The sequence below is a fragment of the Oceanidesulfovibrio marinus genome (assembly GCF_013085545.1).
Classification (GTDB): Bacteria; Desulfobacterota; Desulfovibrionia; order Desulfovibrionales; family Desulfovibrionaceae; genus Oceanidesulfovibrio; species Oceanidesulfovibrio marinus.
In genome coordinates this window covers 3614031-3629189 of record NZ_CP039543.1, presented here as the reverse complement: position 1 = coordinate 3629189, position 15159 = coordinate 3614031, and the positions used below count along the sequence as shown (strand labels likewise).

The window sequence follows — 15159 nt, the reverse complement described above, 5'->3', positions numbered from 1 at the left end:
TCACTATCCCGGAGCCTATTCTCCGCCTTGAAAAGCTGTTGATACCGGGGTAACGCTCTATCTGGCCCCTTGAAAACCATTGCAACGGTATAGCTGGCGCACCTTTCACCCGGCGGTAACACGTATGCCAAAGATGACTGCGTGGCGATTGACCATCAGGCAGCGCTTCCTTGCCATCCTGCTGTTTTTCATCATCAGCATGGGCATCGTGGGAACCCTCTCGTTCTTCGATCTCGTGCGCATCCGCGAGCTGACGTTGCTGGTGAGCGAGGTGCAGCAGCTCAGCAACGCCCTGCTGGAGACGCGGCGGTTCGAGAAGAACTTCCTGCTCTACGGCAACCCAGCCGACCTGGCCGAGGCGCGCAACTATCTGGAGCACGCCAGAGTGTTGGTCAACGACGTGGCGCGCAAGCGGGGCAAGACCGGCGTGCTGAGCACCATGGACAGCCTGCGCGAAAACCTGGCCGACTACGGGCAGAGCATGGAGACCCTGGGCCAGGAGCTGCAAGGCGGCAGGCCGGCCAGCGAGGCCGAGCTGAACAACATACGCGCGCACGGCAAGGAGATGGTGAGCCTGGCCGAGAACCTTCTGACCTCGGAAAGCAAGCGCATCATCAGCATTATCGACACGCTCAAGATGCAGCTCCTCACCTCGGTGGTGGTGGTCATCGCCCTGGGCGTCACCGTGGCGCTGATGATGTTCGGCCGGCTCTTCAACACCCTGAACATCATTCAGACGGCCACCCGGCGCATTGCCCAGGGGGTGTTCGAGCCCCTGCCAGAGGTGGGCGGCGAGAGCGAGGCCAAAACCATTGTCCGCGCGCTCAACGCCATGGTCCGGGAGCTGGAGTTCCGCCAGGCCCAGCTGCTGCAGGCGCAGAAGCTCTCCTCCATCGGCACCCTGGCCGCCGGCATCGCCCACCAGCTCAACAACCCGCTCAACAACATCTCCACCTCCAGCCAGATACTCATCGAGGAGCTCGACTCCGCCGACCCGAACTTCATGCGCAAGATGCTGAACAACGTGGAGAGCGAGTCCCTGCGCGCCAAGGAGATTGTCCAGGGCCTGCTGGAGTTCTCGCGGGAGCGCAACTTCTCCATCGTGCGCGAGAACCTGGCCACGGTCATCAAAAAGACCGTGCGCCTGGTCTCCAGCCAGGTGCCCGGCAACATCGAGATCATCGTGGACGTGCCCGAGGACCTGGAGGTCTACCTGGACGCCCAGCGCTTCCAGGAGGCTCTGCTCAACCTGATCATCAACGCCGTGCACGCCATGGACCCCAATCCCGGCACCGTGACCATTGTGGCGCAGAAGGACGAAAACACCGTGACCATGAGCGTGGCCGACACCGGCAAGGGCATTCCGGAGGAGGTCCGCAACCAGATATTCGACCCGTTCTTCACCACCAAGGGCGAAACCGGCGGCACCGGTCTCGGCCTGTCCATCGTCTACGGCATCGTGGAAAAGCACGGCGGCAAGATCACCGTGGACAGCGAGCCCGGCGCCGGCACCACCTTCACTATCCGCATCCCGACCGACATGATGGAGCAACAAGCCCGTGAGCAATGAAATCCGCATCCTGATAGCCGAGGACGAGGAGATAACGCGCGAGAACCTGACCCACGTGCTCTCGCGTGACGGGTATACGGTGGACGCCGCGCCGGACGGCGAAAGCGCGGTGGAGCTGTTGCGCGAGAACCAGTACGATGTGGTGCTCACCGACCTGCGCATGAAGCAGGTGGACGGCATGGGCGTGCTGGCCGCGGCCAAGGGCCTGCAACCCGAAACCGAGGTCATCATGCTCACCGGCTTCGCCACGGTGGAAACTGCCGTGCAGGCCATGGAGCAGGGCGCCTACCACTACCTGGCCAAGCCCTACAAGCTGGACGAACTGCGGGCCATCGTACGCAAGGCCCTGGAAAAGAACGCCATGGCCCGGGAGCTGAACGAGCTCAGGCTGCGCGCGGCAGACTCCGATATTCCCCAGATCGTGGGCCAGTCCCCGGCCATCACCTCCCTGCGCGAGCACATCGCCCAGGTGGCGCCGGTCAGCTCCAACGTGCTCATCCTGGGCGAGACAGGTACGGGCAAGGAGCTGGTGGCGCGCGCCATCCACCACCTCAGCCCGAGGCACAACCAGCGCTTCATGGCCGTGAACTGCGCCGGCTTCACCGAGAACCTCCTGGCCAACGAGCTCTTCGGCCACGAGAAGGAGGCCTTCACCGGGGCCGGCAACCTCAAGAAAGGACTGCTGGAGCAGGCCGACGGCGGCACCTTCTTTCTGGACGAGATCGGCGACATGCCCCTGTCCATGCAGACCAAGTTCCTGCGCACTCTGGAGCACAAGACCCTGATCCGCCTGGGCGGGAACCGTGAGATCGCCGTGGACCTGCGCTTCATCGCCGCCACCAACCGGGACATGACCCAGGCCGTGGAGGAAGGCGAGTTCCGCCGCGACCTCTTCTACCGGCTCAACGTCATCACCATCCACATGCCCACCCTGGCCGAACGCCGCGAGGACATCGAGCTGCTGGCGCGCTTCTTCCTGCACAAGCACGCCGCGTCCATGGGCAAGGCGGTGACGGACATCGCGCCCGAGGTGCTGGCCATCCTAGACAACTATGAGTACCCCGGCAACGTGCGGGAGCTGGAGAATATCGTCGAGAGCTCGCTGGTGATGTGCACCGGGTCGGTGCTGCAGGTGACGCACCTGCCGCTGGATCTGCAGCAGCGCAGCCACTGGATGACGCGGGAGTGCCACGGCCCCACGGAGCCGGTGACCCTGCAGGAAAACGAGAAGCAGTACATAACCTGGGTGCTGGAGAAGACCGGCGGCAACAAGACCCACGCCGCGCAGATTCTGGGCATCGACCGCGCCTCGCTCTGGCGCAAGCTCAAACGCCTGGGCATCGAGGCCTAGGCCCTGTTTCCCTTGCCTGAAAAACGGGCGCGACTCCCCTTCCCCGTGACCGACTGCGGGCCGGAAAGGACGGCCCATCCTGTCGTCTGGACCGCTACTCGAACGGTTCCGTCATCAGCGACTCGCGCACCGCGTCGTCCACGTTGCGCACGAACACGGCGTCCACCCCGGCCGTGATCTCCTCGTCCAGCTCATCCACGTCGCACTGGTTGGCGTCCGGCAGCAGCACCCGGGAGTAGCCGGCCTGCTGCGCCGCCAGCAGCTTGTCGCGCAGGCCGCTCACCGGGAGTATCTCGCCGGACAGGGTCAACTCGCCGGTCATGGCGGTGTCCGGCCGCACGGTCTGGTCTTTGAGCAGCGAGGCCAGGGCCACGGCGATGGTCACGCCGGCCGAGGGGCCGTCCTTGGGGATGGAGCCGGCCGGGATGTGCACGTGGATGTCCGCGTTGTCGAAGAAGTCCGGGGCGATGTCCAGGCTCTCGGCGCGGCTGCGGATGTAGCTCAGGGCGGTCTGTGCCGACTCGCGCAGCACCTTGCCCAGGGAGCCGGTCATGGTCAGGCGACCGGTGCCGTGCATGATGGCCGTCTCCACGCTGATGGTGTGGCCGCCGGTCTCGCTCCAGACCAGGCCTGATGCCACGCCGGGCTGGGAGCGGTGGATGGCGCATATCCTGGGGTAGCGCGGCTTGCCCATGAGCTCCGGCAGGTCCTCCACCGTGATGGTCACGGGCAGCTCCCGCTTGCCCTGCAGCACCAGCCGGGCCATGCGGCGGCAGGCGCCGCCCAGGGCGCGCTCCAGGTTCCGCACGCCGGCTTCGCGCGTGTACTCCTGGATGACGCGGTCGATGGCCGCGTTCTCCATGTGGGCCTCGCCGGGGTTGAAGCCCGTGGCCGAGGCCTGCTTGGGAAAGAGGTACTTTTGGGCGATCTGCCGCTTTTCCCTGGAGGAGCAGCTGTCGAACTGGATGATCTCCATGCGGTCCAGCAGCGGCCTGGGCAGCCGGTCGGCGTTGTTGGCCGTGGCGATGAACAGGATGCCCGAGAGGTCGAAGGGGATGTCCAGATAATGGTCCATGAACCCGGAGTTCTGCTCCGGGTCCAGAATCTCCAGCAGCACCGAGGCCGGGTCGCCGCGGAAGTCCTGGCCCACCTTGTCTATCTCGTCCAGCATGAACACGGGGTTGTTCACGTCCACCCGCCGTATCTCGGAGAGGATGCGGCCGGGCATGGCCCCCACGTAGGTTCTGCGGTGGCCGCGCAGCTCGGCCTCGTCGCGCAGGCCGGCCAGGGACACGCGCACGAAGGAGCGGCCCAGGGCCTGGGCGATGGCCCGGCCGATGGAGGTCTTGCCCGTGCCGGGAGGTCCGGTGAAGCAGAGCACGGGCCCCCGCGCCGTACAGGCGGTCCGCCGTTTCTCCAGCACCTCGCTGACGATGGCGCGCAGCCGGTCCAGGTGCAGCGGCTTGGCCAGGTACTGGTAGGCGCCCTTCTTGAGGGCGTCCACCGCGGTCTCCACGGTGGCGTAGCCGGTGATGACGATGAAATCGGTCTGGGGCGAGCGTTCCTTCCAGGAGTCCAGAAGCTGGAGGCCGTCCATGCCGCGCATCTTGAGGTCGGTGATGACCACGTCGAAGTCGTGCTCGGTGAGCTTGTGCAGCGCCTCGTCCGCATCCTCGGCCATCTCCACCTGGTACTGCCGCAGGGCGCGGGCGATGTTCTCGCGGGCAATGCGCTCGTCGTCCACCACGAGCACGTTGCCGTGGGGCCGGCGGACCATGATGGTTGCGGCCAAGTGGTCCAGCACGCGCTCCTTGACCATGGTCAAGCCGTGGTGCTCGGCGTCCAGCACGGTCTCGGCGCGGCTCAGGTCCAGGATATCCTGGGAGGACTTGCGCCACGGCAGGTCGAGCACGAAGTCGAGATAGGCGAGGCCGATGCCGTACTCGGCGGCCGAGGGATCGCTCTTCTCCAGCCGCTCCAGCTCCCGCGCGGCGGCCTTTTCGGCATGCGGCGGCAGCGCTGTGTCATGGATGCGCTGACGTACGGCGTCCAGCCCTTCCAAATCGGGCTGCTCCTCGGTCCTGGATTCGTTCGGCCGCCTGAAAAGGGACACTGGCTCCTCCTTGTGCGCGAATTTTTCGTTGCACGCACGATACTAGCGAAATCCCTGCACAGTCCAGTTGTTGCAATTTATCACGGCGCAACACCGGACCGCGACGGGAAAAATCCAATAAAATCAACATGGCTTTTTCGCAGCCGTTGCACATTACAATGGCTGCAACAGCGCCGTTCCCCAGGATATCCAAGCATCATTGAAATCATTTCAGTAGTTTATTTGGCAATTGCTGCTTTGGCACGACCTTTGTTTAGGGGAAGGCCAAGGAGGAATTCCATGCGACGCAAATTGGAAAGTTGGGCTGCGGCAGTCGGTCTCGCCGAAGAAGGGTGCCACGACGGCGCGCTCGAGATCATGCGCGAGCTCAAGCAGCTCGAGCACAGCACCAAGGCCAAGATCATCGTCATCGCGGACGACGACGCCCTGACGAACGACCGGTCCATGCACCTTGCCGGTCTGGCGCAGAGGCTGGCCAGCGAAATCCTGTTCATCTCCTCCAACCGCCGTTTCTCCACCGGAGCCAAGCTTCCTAAGACGGTTTTGGGTCTGCAGGAGCTGCTCTCCAAGAGCGTGCAGCTCGTTTACATCCCCTCCGCCGGCCATGTGGAGCGGGTTTTAAAAACTGCTTTGCACTCCATGCATCATGTGGAGTTCGCAGTGCTTGTTGGAAATCAGGACAGAGGTTTGAGCGCCAAGCTCAACGTGCCGGTCTTCACCCTGTGACGGTCCCCCCACGCGAAGAACGCATGCAACAAGCACGGAAGATCTTATGGAGACGGGCCTGTTGGACGGCAGCCGACCACTGCGACGACCGGACCGTATGCGCGGCGCCAAGGCGCCTTGCCGTGTAACTCAGGAGGATACCATGAGTATCGTGCAGCGGCTTGAAGATTACGGAGTTGAGGTTGCGTTTGCCGAGGCCAACGCCTGGCACGCCAGTCCCACGCATAAAACACCAAAAGATAAGGAGAAGAATGTGACGACAGCCACCAGCCAGAAAAAGAAACGGGCTCGCAATCGCGCCATGCTCTATGGGATTGTTTCGGTCGCCCTGTACACTGCCGTGTTCACCAACTCCGATCTGGTGATGAAGTACTTCGCCAAGGGCGGCGTGTTCGCCATTCTGCCCGTGGCGGCCGTTTTCGTGTTCTCGTATGTGCACGGCACCTTTGCCAGCAACTTCTGGACCGCCGTCGGCGTCGAAGGCAACTCCAAGAAGCTGGTTCGCAAGGAAGCCCCGGCCGAGAAGCGGCCCTCTTCCCGCCCGCGCGTGAACGCCTAAGCCAAGAACCGTACTGAGCTTATAATACCAAGGAGATACTGGACATGCACGGTCATGCAGGAGAAATTCTCGAGTTTATTGACCTCAACCTTGCCAGCGCGCTGTTCCTCTTCGCCGTCGGCATTGTCGGCGGTCTGGTCAGCGGCTTCATCGGCTCCGGCGGCGCCTTCGTGCTCACCCCCGGCATGATGAGCCTGGGCGTGCCCGGCCCCATCGCCGTGGCCAGCAACATGTGCCACAAGTTCCCCAAGGCCCTGGTCGGCGCCATCAAGCGCTACAAGTATGGCCAGGTGGACATCAAGATGGGCGTCATCATCGGCATCTCGGCCGAGATAGGCGTGCAGGTGGGCATCCAGGTCCAGAAGGTGATTCTGGAAACCTGGGGCGAGGCCGGCTCCAACCTCTACGTCAGCCTCGCCTTCGTGGTCATCCTGGTCACCGTGGGCGGCTTCGTGTTCCGCGATGCGCTGCGGCTCAAGAAGACCGGCGCCGAGGAAAAGAAGACCAAGCTGGCCGAGTGGGTGCAGAGCGTGAACCTGTGGCCCATGGTCAACTTCCCGCGCAGCGGCCTGCGCCTGTCCTTCTGGTTTACTGCGCCTCTGGGCTTCGCCACTGGTATGATGGCAGCGACCATCGCCGTGGGCGGCTTCGCCGGTGTTCCCGGCATGATCTACATCCTGGGCATGTCCAGCCTCATGGCCTCGGCCAGCGAGCTCGTCATCGCCTTTGTCATGGGCCTGGGCGGCACGCTCATCTGGGCCTGGTACGGCATGGTGGACATCCGCCTGACCCTGATCATCCTGGCCGGCTCCCTGTTCGGCGTTCAGCTTGGCGCTATTGGCACCACGTACGTAAAAGATTATATGATCAAGTATGTGATGTCGATGATCATGCTCATCGTGGCCTTCAGCCGCGGCATCGTCATCCCCAAGTATCTCACCCAGCTCGGCGTGATGGACATGGACCCTGGTACCCTGAGCATCATGAGCAAGGTGAGCTTCGCCACCATGAGCGCGGCCCTGTGCATAGGCGCTTTCATCATCATCAAAGCCATGGTCACCGGGTTGCGTGAAGAACGTCGCCTGGAGGTAAATGGTGAACACGCATAAGAAGCTGCTCATTGCCGTGGCGGACACTCCGTCCTCCCGGCACGCCGGCGGCCAGGGCATCGCCCTGGCCGCCTCGATGGGCGCCAGCGCCATCGGTATTTCCGTATGCCCCGGGTTCGAAGGAAACATGTACCGCCTCTACACCAGGGACATGCGCGAAAACATCGAGGAACCACACAAGAAGGTACTGAACGAGCTCAAGGAGCAAGCCTCCAGAGCCGGCGTCACCTACCGCTCCGTAATGCCCGAGGGCCATGCCTTCGAGGCCATTGTGGACGAGGCCGAAGCCCAGTGCGCGGACCTCATCGTCATTGGCGGTGTCTCCCGCTCGCGCATCGAACGCTCCCTTCTGGGCACCACTGTGGAACGCGTCATCGGCTACGCCCATCGCGACGTGCTGGTGATTCCGGAAGGTTCCGAAGTGTCCTTCAACAACATCGTGCTCGCCACGGACGGCTCGCGCTACAGCGAGAAGGCGGCCGAACGCGCCGTGGCTCTGGCCAGGGCCTACGGCGGCTCGATCAATGCGATCTTCGCCATCGACGTGCCCTCGGACTACTACCTGTGGGACAAGGTCATGGACGACATGACCAGCACCGGCCGGGCAGCGCTGGACCGCATCACCGAGCTGGGCAACGCCGCCGACGTACCGGTCGCCACCGCCATCCACAACGGTGACGCCACTGAGCTCATTATTGAGGAAGCAGAGACGTGCAACGCCGGGCTCATCGTGCTCGGCTCCCACGGCCGCACCGGCCTGCGCCGGCTCATGATGGGCAGCGTCGCCGCCGGGGTGTTGCGCAGCAACAAACGCCCCGTGCTGGTGGTGCCGTAGATTTTTCATTGATCACCGGGAGTCCCGGCCGGCTGCGCCGGGGCTCCCACACATAAAGAGGATTACGCAGATGACCACCCAGGAGACGATCCCCCAGGAGTCGCAGGAAAAGACTGTGCTGTTCACCGACAACGACGGCAACACCCTGGACACCCTGGTTTCGCCCCCGGAAGCCGGCACCATGCTCCGCGGCGAGGTCCTCAAGACCGCCAAGGGCGAGAACGGCCGCAGCTACTACGAAATCTTCGAGTTCGAGGACAGCGAGGACACCCTGGTGGTCCGCTGCCGGCCCATCACCCCGCAGTATCTCAACGCCATCCTCCTCCCGGCGATCCTCATCGCCACGTGGTTCGGCATCTCCTACGGGATGAAGCTGCTCCACATTGCCGGCTAGCAGATCCCGCGCGTCTGCTTCGGCAAGGGCTTCGGCTACGGGCGCATGACCGTATGCGCCCCGGCCGGGTCCATCCCCACGCGGCGCATCGCCGCACTATGGTCCGGGTCTCCTCCGGGCCGTTCCTGACACGCCATTTCTTCGACACTTCCGCTCCTGGAAGGCTGGCCCAGATCTCGCCGGTTCCCTCGAAAGCAACCCGTGTATACGCGGCATACCGCGCCACCCCCTTCCATCTTCCGCGGCTGCTGGCGTGCGCCCTGGTGCGCCCAGCAATACGCCCCCGGCTGTACAATCATTACAATACGCTGATTGTATTACATATTTCTATTACGTCTTCTCCTAAATCGGCATATGGACACCTACCCGTCGAACCGGTACACTTTGTTCGCGAGAACCTCTAAAATTATCGGGGATGTCATGCCCTCTGACAAATCCGGTGAGTCCCACCAAAACGACCCTGGCCACGCCGCCCCCGTCTCCCGTCGTGACGGCGACCACGCTGCATGCCACGAAGAGCTCGATCGCATCGCCGCGCTCCGAGACCGCAACGAATCGCTGTTGCAGACGCTGCACACCTATGAGCAGGTGGACGCCGCGGCCCAGGAACTCATCGCCGTGGTGGACCGCCACGGCATCCTGCGCTTCGCCAGCCCGGTCTTTGAGAAGGCGTACGGCCTGGAGAGCGGAACGGCCAACAGCCGCCACCTCAGCGACCTGATTGACGCAGACACATACGAGACTCTGGTCAAATCGCACCTTGAGCTCGCCCTGACCGGGGAGACAGTCTCATTCGAGGCCTGGTTCAACTTTCCGGGGCTTGGACGCTCCTGCCGGGAGGTCTCCTTCCTGCCCGTGGCCGAAGACGACACAGGCGACGTCATCATCTTTTTTGCCGACATAACCAAACGCGTGCAGACCGAGCAGAAGCTCGAATCCCGCGAGCAGCAGTACCGCAACGTCCTGGAGTCCATGCAGGACGGCCTCGGCATCGTGGACCCGGAAGGACGGCTGCTCTATGTGAACAAGAGGTTCTGCGAGCTGGTGGAGTGCGGCCGCGATGGCCTCATCGGAACCCGTTTCGAAGATCTCCTGGACGAGGAAAGCCGGGAGTCCTTCCTCCTGCACCAGAAAGCTCGGCGCCGCGGCATCGCCAACGACTACAGAATCTCCCTGCGCGGCAAGGACGGCGACAAACGCACGATGCTCACCCGCGGCCAGCCTCTGTACGACAGCGAGGGCAACTTCGCGGGATCGCTGGGGCTGCTCAAGGACATAACCAAACGCATCGAGGCCGAGGACGCACTGCACGAGAGCCTGCGTTTCAGCCGCTCCATCCTCGACTCCCTGGTCTCCCATGTGGTGGTCCTGGACAAGGACGGCGTCATCACCGACGTAAACAGGGCCTGGCAGGAGTTCGCGGCCGAGAACAAGGGCCACGGCCCCGCCGTCGAGATCGGCACGAACTATCTGGAGCAATGCCGCGCGGCGATGGCTTCTGACAATGAGGAGGACGCGGCCTACGCCAAAGAGGCGCTTGCCGGCATCGAGCAGGTCCTCTCTGGCTCGCAGCCCCTCTTCTCCATGGAGTATCCGTGCAGCGCGCCGGACAATCCCCGCTGGTTCATGATGCGCGTCACGGCGCTTCAGACCGAAGCCGGCGGGGCGGTCATCACCCACATGGACGTGACCCAGGAGCGACTGGCCAACGAAGAGCTGGAGCACACGCGCAACAAGCTGGAAGACAGTGTGCGCGTACGCACCAAGGATTTGACCAAGGCGAACGTCGCGCTCCGGGACGCCTACCAGGATCTGCTGCAGGCCAACGAGCAACTCCGGCAGGAGATCGAGCAGCGCCACAAGGTGGAGCAGGATCTGGCCCTGAGCGAGCACCGCTACAAGGTGCTCTACGAGAACGCAGCCGACGGCATCCTGATCTTTGACGACGCCGGCTGCGTGGTGGAGACCAACGCCCAGTTCCGGCGGATGATCGGCCGCGACGCCGATGCGCTCCTCGGCGTCCACATCAGCACCTTTGTCGACCCGGAGCAGCTGGCCGTGGAGCCCTTGCACATGGAGGAGCTGCTCGCCGGCCAGAAGGTCCTCAGCGAGCGGAACCTGATCGCCGCCGACGGCCAGAAGGTGCCCTCCGAGCTCAGCACCAAGCGCATCGCCGACAACATTATCCTGGCCATCATCCGCGACGTCTCCGAGAAACGGCGCTCCGAGCAGGCCATGCGCCAAAACGAGAAACGCTACCGCAGCCTGTTCGAAGACAACATCATGATCCTCCTGCTGGTCGATCCAGACACGGGCATGATCATCGACGCCAACAGCACGGCAAGCAGCTTCTACGGCATACCGCGGGAGGACATGACCAGGACCACCATGTGCGATCTCTCCACGGACAGCACCGAGCATGTCCTGGGCAACCTCCAGCGCGCGCTCCGCGGCACCGGCCACCGCTTCGTCTGCCACAACCGCCGCGCAGATGGCGACATCCGTAACGTGGAGATATTCGGCGGCCCCCACCTGGTGAACAATCGGGAGCTGGTGCTGGCCATTGTGCACGACATAACCCGGCGCATGCGGGCCGAAGCCCTGGCCAGGGAGAAGGAGGCGCTTCTCCAGCACATTCTCTCGCTGATGAAGATCGGCATTTTCGTCATCAACCAGGAGGACCACACCATCCTGGAGTTCAACAAGGTCTCGTCCACGATGTTCCTGCTGCCGGCGCGCAAGGAGGTGCTGGGCAAGGACTGCCTGGACGTGCTCTTCCCCCTGCTGCGCGACGCCACCACGCACAAGAAGCTGGACCGCAAGGATCTGGAACCGTCGAACGCACACAACCGCGAGGTCTTCCTGGCACCTCACGAAAGCCATTCCTCGCCGGTGCTCTACAACGCCTTCCCCCTCAAGCACGAGGAAAAGCGGAACATCATCCTCACCTTCCTGGACATCACGGACCGCAAGGAGCTGGAACGGCAGCTCACCCACGCGCAGAAGCTGGAGTCCATCGGCCAGCTCGCCGCCGGCATCGCGCACGAGATCAACACACCCACTCAGTACGTCAGCGACAACACCAGGTTTATCAAGGACTCCTTCGATGACCTGCTCACCCTGGTGGAGCAGCTGCTGGAGTTTCTGGAGACCTGCAAGACCGAAGGCGGCGAAAACGAAACCACCCGCGCCATCGACGAGCTGGAAAAGGAGATCGAGCTGGAGTTCCTGCGCGAGGAGGTGCCCAAGGCCATCGACCAGTCTCTGGAAGGTCTGGAGCGTATCTCCTCCATTGTCCTGGCCATGAAGAAGTTCTCCCATCCGGGCGAGAGCGGCATGCGCCCCCTGGACATCAACGACGCCCTCGAAAACACCATCATGGTCAGCCGCAACGAGTGGAAGTACGTGGCCGACGTGGAGACGGAGTTCGACGCCTCGCTCGACCCCGTGCTCTGCTACCCGGACGACCTCAACCAGGTGTTCCTGAACGTCATCGTCAACGCGGCGCACGCCATTGGCGACAAGGTCCAGGGCACGGAGGAGAAGGGCCGGATTACCTTAGGAACCAGGGACCTGGGCGAGTCCGTGGAGATTACCATCGCCGACACGGGCACAGGCATTCCAGAGGGTAACCGCACCAGGCTGTTCGATCCCTTCTTCACCACAAAGAAGGTCGGCAAGGGAACCGGGCAGGGCCTGTCCATCTCGTACTCCGTAGTGGTGGACAAGCACCGCGGCGAGATATTCTTCGACAGCGTGGACGGCGAGGGCACAACCTTCCACATCCGCATTCCAAAGAAGGCCAGGGGCAACGCGTGAGCAAAAGCCACATCATGTTCGTCGACGACGAGGTCAAGGTCCTGGAGGGGTTGCAACGCATGCTGCGGCCGTACCGCAAGGAATGGGACATGACCTTTACCGAGAGTGGGTACAAGGCGATGGAGCTGCTCGAAACCACGCCGGTGGATGTGCTCGTCACAGACATCCGCATGCCCGGCATGAGCGGCTCCGAGCTGCTCGCCGCGGTCAAGGAGCGCTACCCGCGCATCGTGCGCATCGTGCTCTCCGGCCACTCGGATCTCGAGTGCATCGTACAGTCGGTGCTGCCGGCGCACCAGTACCTCAGCAAGCCGTGCAAGCCGGAGGTGCTCAAGGATGTCATCGAGCAAGCGCTCCGCGTGGCCCATCTCGTGGAGGACGACACCCTCCGGGCGCTCATCTCCAACATGGACGCCCTGCCTGTTCTGCCCAAGCTCTATCAGGAGATCAGCGCCGAGCTCTCCAAGGACGAACCTTCCCTGGAGACCGTGGCCGAGATCATCGGCAAGGACGTGGGCATGTCCGCAGAGGTGCTCAAGCTGGTGAACTCCTCCTTCTTCGGCTTCGCGCGCCATATAGGCAGTGTGCGCCAGGCCGTCACCATGCTCGGCGTCAACATCATCCAGTCCCTGGTGCTCACGGTCCACGTGTTCTCGGTGTTTGATACGGAAAAATCGCCGTTCATCTCCTTCAAGGGGTTGTGGGAGCATTCCATCCGGACGTCCAACCTGGCCCGGCGCATCTGCACTGCGGACAAGTGCGACCGCGAGCTGGCCGACAACGCCTGCATCGCCGGCATGCTGCACGACATCGGCAAGCTCGTGCTCGTCTCCACATGCAGCGAACAGTACAACGAGGTGCTGCGCACATCCCGGGAAAAGAACCGCCGGGTCTGGGACGTGGAGAAGGAGATTCTGGGAACCACCCACGCGGAGGTGGGCGCATACCTCATGGGCTTGTGGGGCATGCCGGACTCCGTGATCGAGGCCATCGCCTTCCACCACGCGCCGATCTCGCCCCTCTCCTCCTACAGACCTCTCACGGCCGTACACGTGGCCAACGTGCTCGACCACAAGCACTGCGTGATCCACGAGAACTACGTTGTGCCTGATATGGACATGGACTACCTCGGAAACATCGGCGTGGCCGATCACCTCCCGGAATGGGAGCGCACGACCAAGGACTATCTGGAGGATTTGGAGGATGGCGGAGAACAAGATTCTGCTGGTTGACGACGACGAAAACCTGCTCGCATCCTTCCGGCGTCAGCTCCGCAAGCGATACACCACCGACATCGCCGGCACGGCCGAGGCCGGGCTCGCCATGATCCGGCAGGAAGGCCCCTACGCGCTCATCATCTCGGACTACCGCATGCCCGGGATGAACGGCATCGACTTTTTGGCCAAGGTCCGGGAGGTCGCCCCGGATACGGTGCGCATCATCCTCACCGGCTACGCCGACGTGGACATGGCCATCCAGGCGGTCAACGAGGGCTCCCTCTTCCGCCTGCTCACCAAACCCTGCCCGCCGCAGGTCCTGGTGAGCGCCATCCGCGACGGCATGCGCCAGTGGCAGCTCCTGAACATAGAAAAAGAGCTCCTCGAAAACACGCTCAAGGGCTCCATCAAGGTGCTCTCGGAGCTGCTCTCCATCATCAAGCCCGACGCCTACGGCCTGACCTCGCGCATCATGCCCCACGTACGCATGATCTCCGACGTCGTGGAGGACCCATCCCCCTGGATGACCGAGACCGCTGCCCGGCTCTGCCGCCTGGGCTATGTGGTGCTGCCGGACTCCATCCTGCGGCGCATCCACAAGGGCAAGCCTCTGGAGCCGGAAGAGCTGGATGCCTTCAACCGCCATCCGGGCCTGGCCGCCCAGCTCATCTCTCACATTCCCAGGCTTGAGGAAGTCAGCCAAATGATCGCCTACCAGGGGAAGCGGTTCGACGGCGGCGGCATTCCCGAAGACGACGTGGCCGGCAAGGACATCCCCCTGGGCGCGCGCATCCTCAAGGTGGCCATCGACTACGACACCATGCTCGAAAAGGACCTGTCCAAGCCGGACGCCATCGCCGCGCTGCGCCGCCAGGCAGGGGCGTATGATCCGGACATCCTGCAGGCCCTCAGCGACACCGTGGCCCAGCAGACCGAGCTCCAGCCCCGCGCCGTCACCATCGGCCTGCTCAAGGAGGGCATGATTCTCGACCAGCATGTGTTCATCAATCGCGCCGGCAAGATCGTGAAGGTGCTGGGCAGGGGCGCGGAGCTCACCGAGACCACGGTGGAGTACCTCCAGCGCATCCACCGCTTCGTGGGCATCAAGGAGCCCATCAAGGTGTTCATGCCTGTGAAGCCGAAGATCGACGAGCGCGACATCAAGCCCATTCCGGAAGCCCAGACGCCGCCGCAGGAGGCCCAGTAGCGCGCCGTCTCCTTCAATTCCCGAGGTCCAGGCGGGAATTTTCAGGGATGGCAGCGCATCCCATCGGCTTCCCGCCGTCCTTGCCGTGCGCCCATCCCCCGCCTCAGCCGACGCATGACGCCGGCGCCAAGCCGCCGGGCGTTGCTGTGCGTACTCCTGCCAACGGGTAGCCTCCCTGCCTGTTCCGCGCCGCCTCTTTGGACCGCGAAGGCTCACGCGTGATATCATGTCGTCATTCTTTACAACGATACGGAAACCA

At 63.3% G+C, this 15159-nt stretch carries 11 protein-coding genes; 10 read left to right on the top strand and 1 reads right to left on the bottom strand.

Annotated features, from left to right (window positions below; all coding sequences use genetic code 11):
- Positions 1–124 precede the first annotated feature (124 nt).
- Both E8L03_RS15980 and E8L03_RS15975 read left to right on the top strand, forming a co-directional pair.
- Complete coding sequence (locus E8L03_RS15980) at positions 125–1570, top strand: sensor histidine kinase (protein WP_171267893.1); 1446 nt, start codon at positions 125–127, stop codon at positions 1568–1570.
- A complete protein-coding gene (locus tag E8L03_RS15975) occupies positions 1560–2921 on the top strand; it encodes a sigma-54-dependent transcriptional regulator (protein WP_171267892.1) in 1362 nt (453 codons plus the stop codon). The genes E8L03_RS15980 and E8L03_RS15975 overlap by 11 nt, the downstream gene beginning before the upstream one ends.
- A gap of 94 nt (positions 2922–3015) precedes the next feature.
- On the opposite strand, the gene E8L03_RS15970 is transcribed toward E8L03_RS15975, so the two are convergent.
- Positions 3016–5034: a S16 family serine protease gene (locus tag E8L03_RS15970; RefSeq protein WP_171267891.1), complete on the bottom strand. Its 2019-nt coding sequence runs from the start codon at positions 5032–5034 to the stop codon at positions 3016–3018.
- 279 nt (positions 5035–5313) lie between these two features.
- Here E8L03_RS15970 and E8L03_RS15965 point away from each other — a divergent pair, with 279 nt between their 5' ends.
- The 8 genes from E8L03_RS15965 to E8L03_RS15930 all read left to right on the top strand — a co-directional run bounded on the left by E8L03_RS15965 (position 5314) and on the right by E8L03_RS15930 (position 14900).
- Positions 5314–5760, top strand: coding sequence for a P-loop NTPase family protein (locus tag E8L03_RS15965; protein WP_144306284.1), 447 nt, complete (start codon positions 5314–5316; stop codon positions 5758–5760).
- 142 nt (positions 5761–5902) lie between these two features.
- The gene (locus E8L03_RS15960) at positions 5903–6319 is read left to right on the top strand and encodes a hypothetical protein (RefSeq protein WP_144306283.1); all 417 of its coding nucleotides are present in this window, start codon (positions 5903–5905) and stop codon (positions 6317–6319) included.
- A 44-nt stretch (positions 6320–6363) separates the two neighbouring features.
- Positions 6364–7428: a sulfite exporter TauE/SafE family protein gene (locus E8L03_RS15955; RefSeq protein ID WP_144306282.1), complete on the top strand. Its 1065-nt coding sequence runs from the start codon at positions 6364–6366 to the stop codon at positions 7426–7428.
- Entirely contained in the window at positions 7415–8263 is an 849-nt protein-coding gene (locus tag E8L03_RS15950) for a universal stress protein (RefSeq protein ID WP_167512556.1), read from the top strand. Before E8L03_RS15955 ends, E8L03_RS15950 begins: the two co-directional genes overlap by 14 nt.
- A gap of 70 nt (positions 8264–8333) precedes the next feature.
- Positions 8334–8657 carry a hypothetical protein gene (locus E8L03_RS15945; RefSeq protein WP_171267890.1) on the top strand — a complete coding sequence of 108 codons (324 nt, stop codon included), beginning with the start codon at positions 8334–8336 and terminating at the stop codon, positions 8655–8657.
- Between the two features lie 420 nt (positions 8658–9077).
- Positions 9078–12476: a PAS domain S-box protein gene (locus E8L03_RS15940; RefSeq protein WP_171267889.1), complete on the top strand. Its 3399-nt coding sequence runs from the start codon at positions 9078–9080 to the stop codon at positions 12474–12476.
- Positions 12473–13708, top strand: a complete 1236-nt coding sequence (locus tag E8L03_RS15935) for a response regulator (RefSeq protein ID WP_144306278.1) — start codon at positions 12473–12475, stop codon at positions 13706–13708. The genes E8L03_RS15940 and E8L03_RS15935 overlap by 4 nt, the downstream gene beginning before the upstream one ends.
- The gene (locus E8L03_RS15930) at positions 13680–14900 is read left to right on the top strand and encodes an HD domain-containing phosphohydrolase (protein WP_171267888.1); all 1221 of its coding nucleotides are present in this window, start codon (positions 13680–13682) and stop codon (positions 14898–14900) included. The genes E8L03_RS15935 and E8L03_RS15930 overlap by 29 nt, the downstream gene beginning before the upstream one ends.
- Positions 14901–15159 lie beyond the last annotated feature (259 nt).

Bases quoted from the DNA above. Each gene is read 5' to 3' on its own strand.
- E8L03_RS15980 (WP_171267893.1), top strand. From the start codon at position 125: ATGCCAAAGATGACTGCGTGGCGATTGACCATCAGGCAGCGCTTCCTT.
- E8L03_RS15945 (WP_171267890.1), top strand. From the start codon at position 8,334: ATGACCACCCAGGAGACGATCCCCCAGGAGTCGCAGGAAAAGACTGTG.
- E8L03_RS15955 (WP_144306282.1), top strand. From the start codon at position 6,364: ATGCACGGTCATGCAGGAGAAATTCTCGAGTTTATTGACCTCAACCTT.
- E8L03_RS15960 (WP_144306283.1), top strand. From the start codon at position 5,903: ATGAGTATCGTGCAGCGGCTTGAAGATTACGGAGTTGAGGTTGCGTTT.
- E8L03_RS15965 (WP_144306284.1), top strand. From the start codon at position 5,314: ATGCGACGCAAATTGGAAAGTTGGGCTGCGGCAGTCGGTCTCGCCGAA.
- E8L03_RS15940 (WP_171267889.1), top strand. From the start codon at position 9,078: ATGCCCTCTGACAAATCCGGTGAGTCCCACCAAAACGACCCTGGCCAC.
- E8L03_RS15930 (WP_171267888.1), top strand. From the start codon at position 13,680: ATGGCGGAGAACAAGATTCTGCTGGTTGACGACGACGAAAACCTGCTC.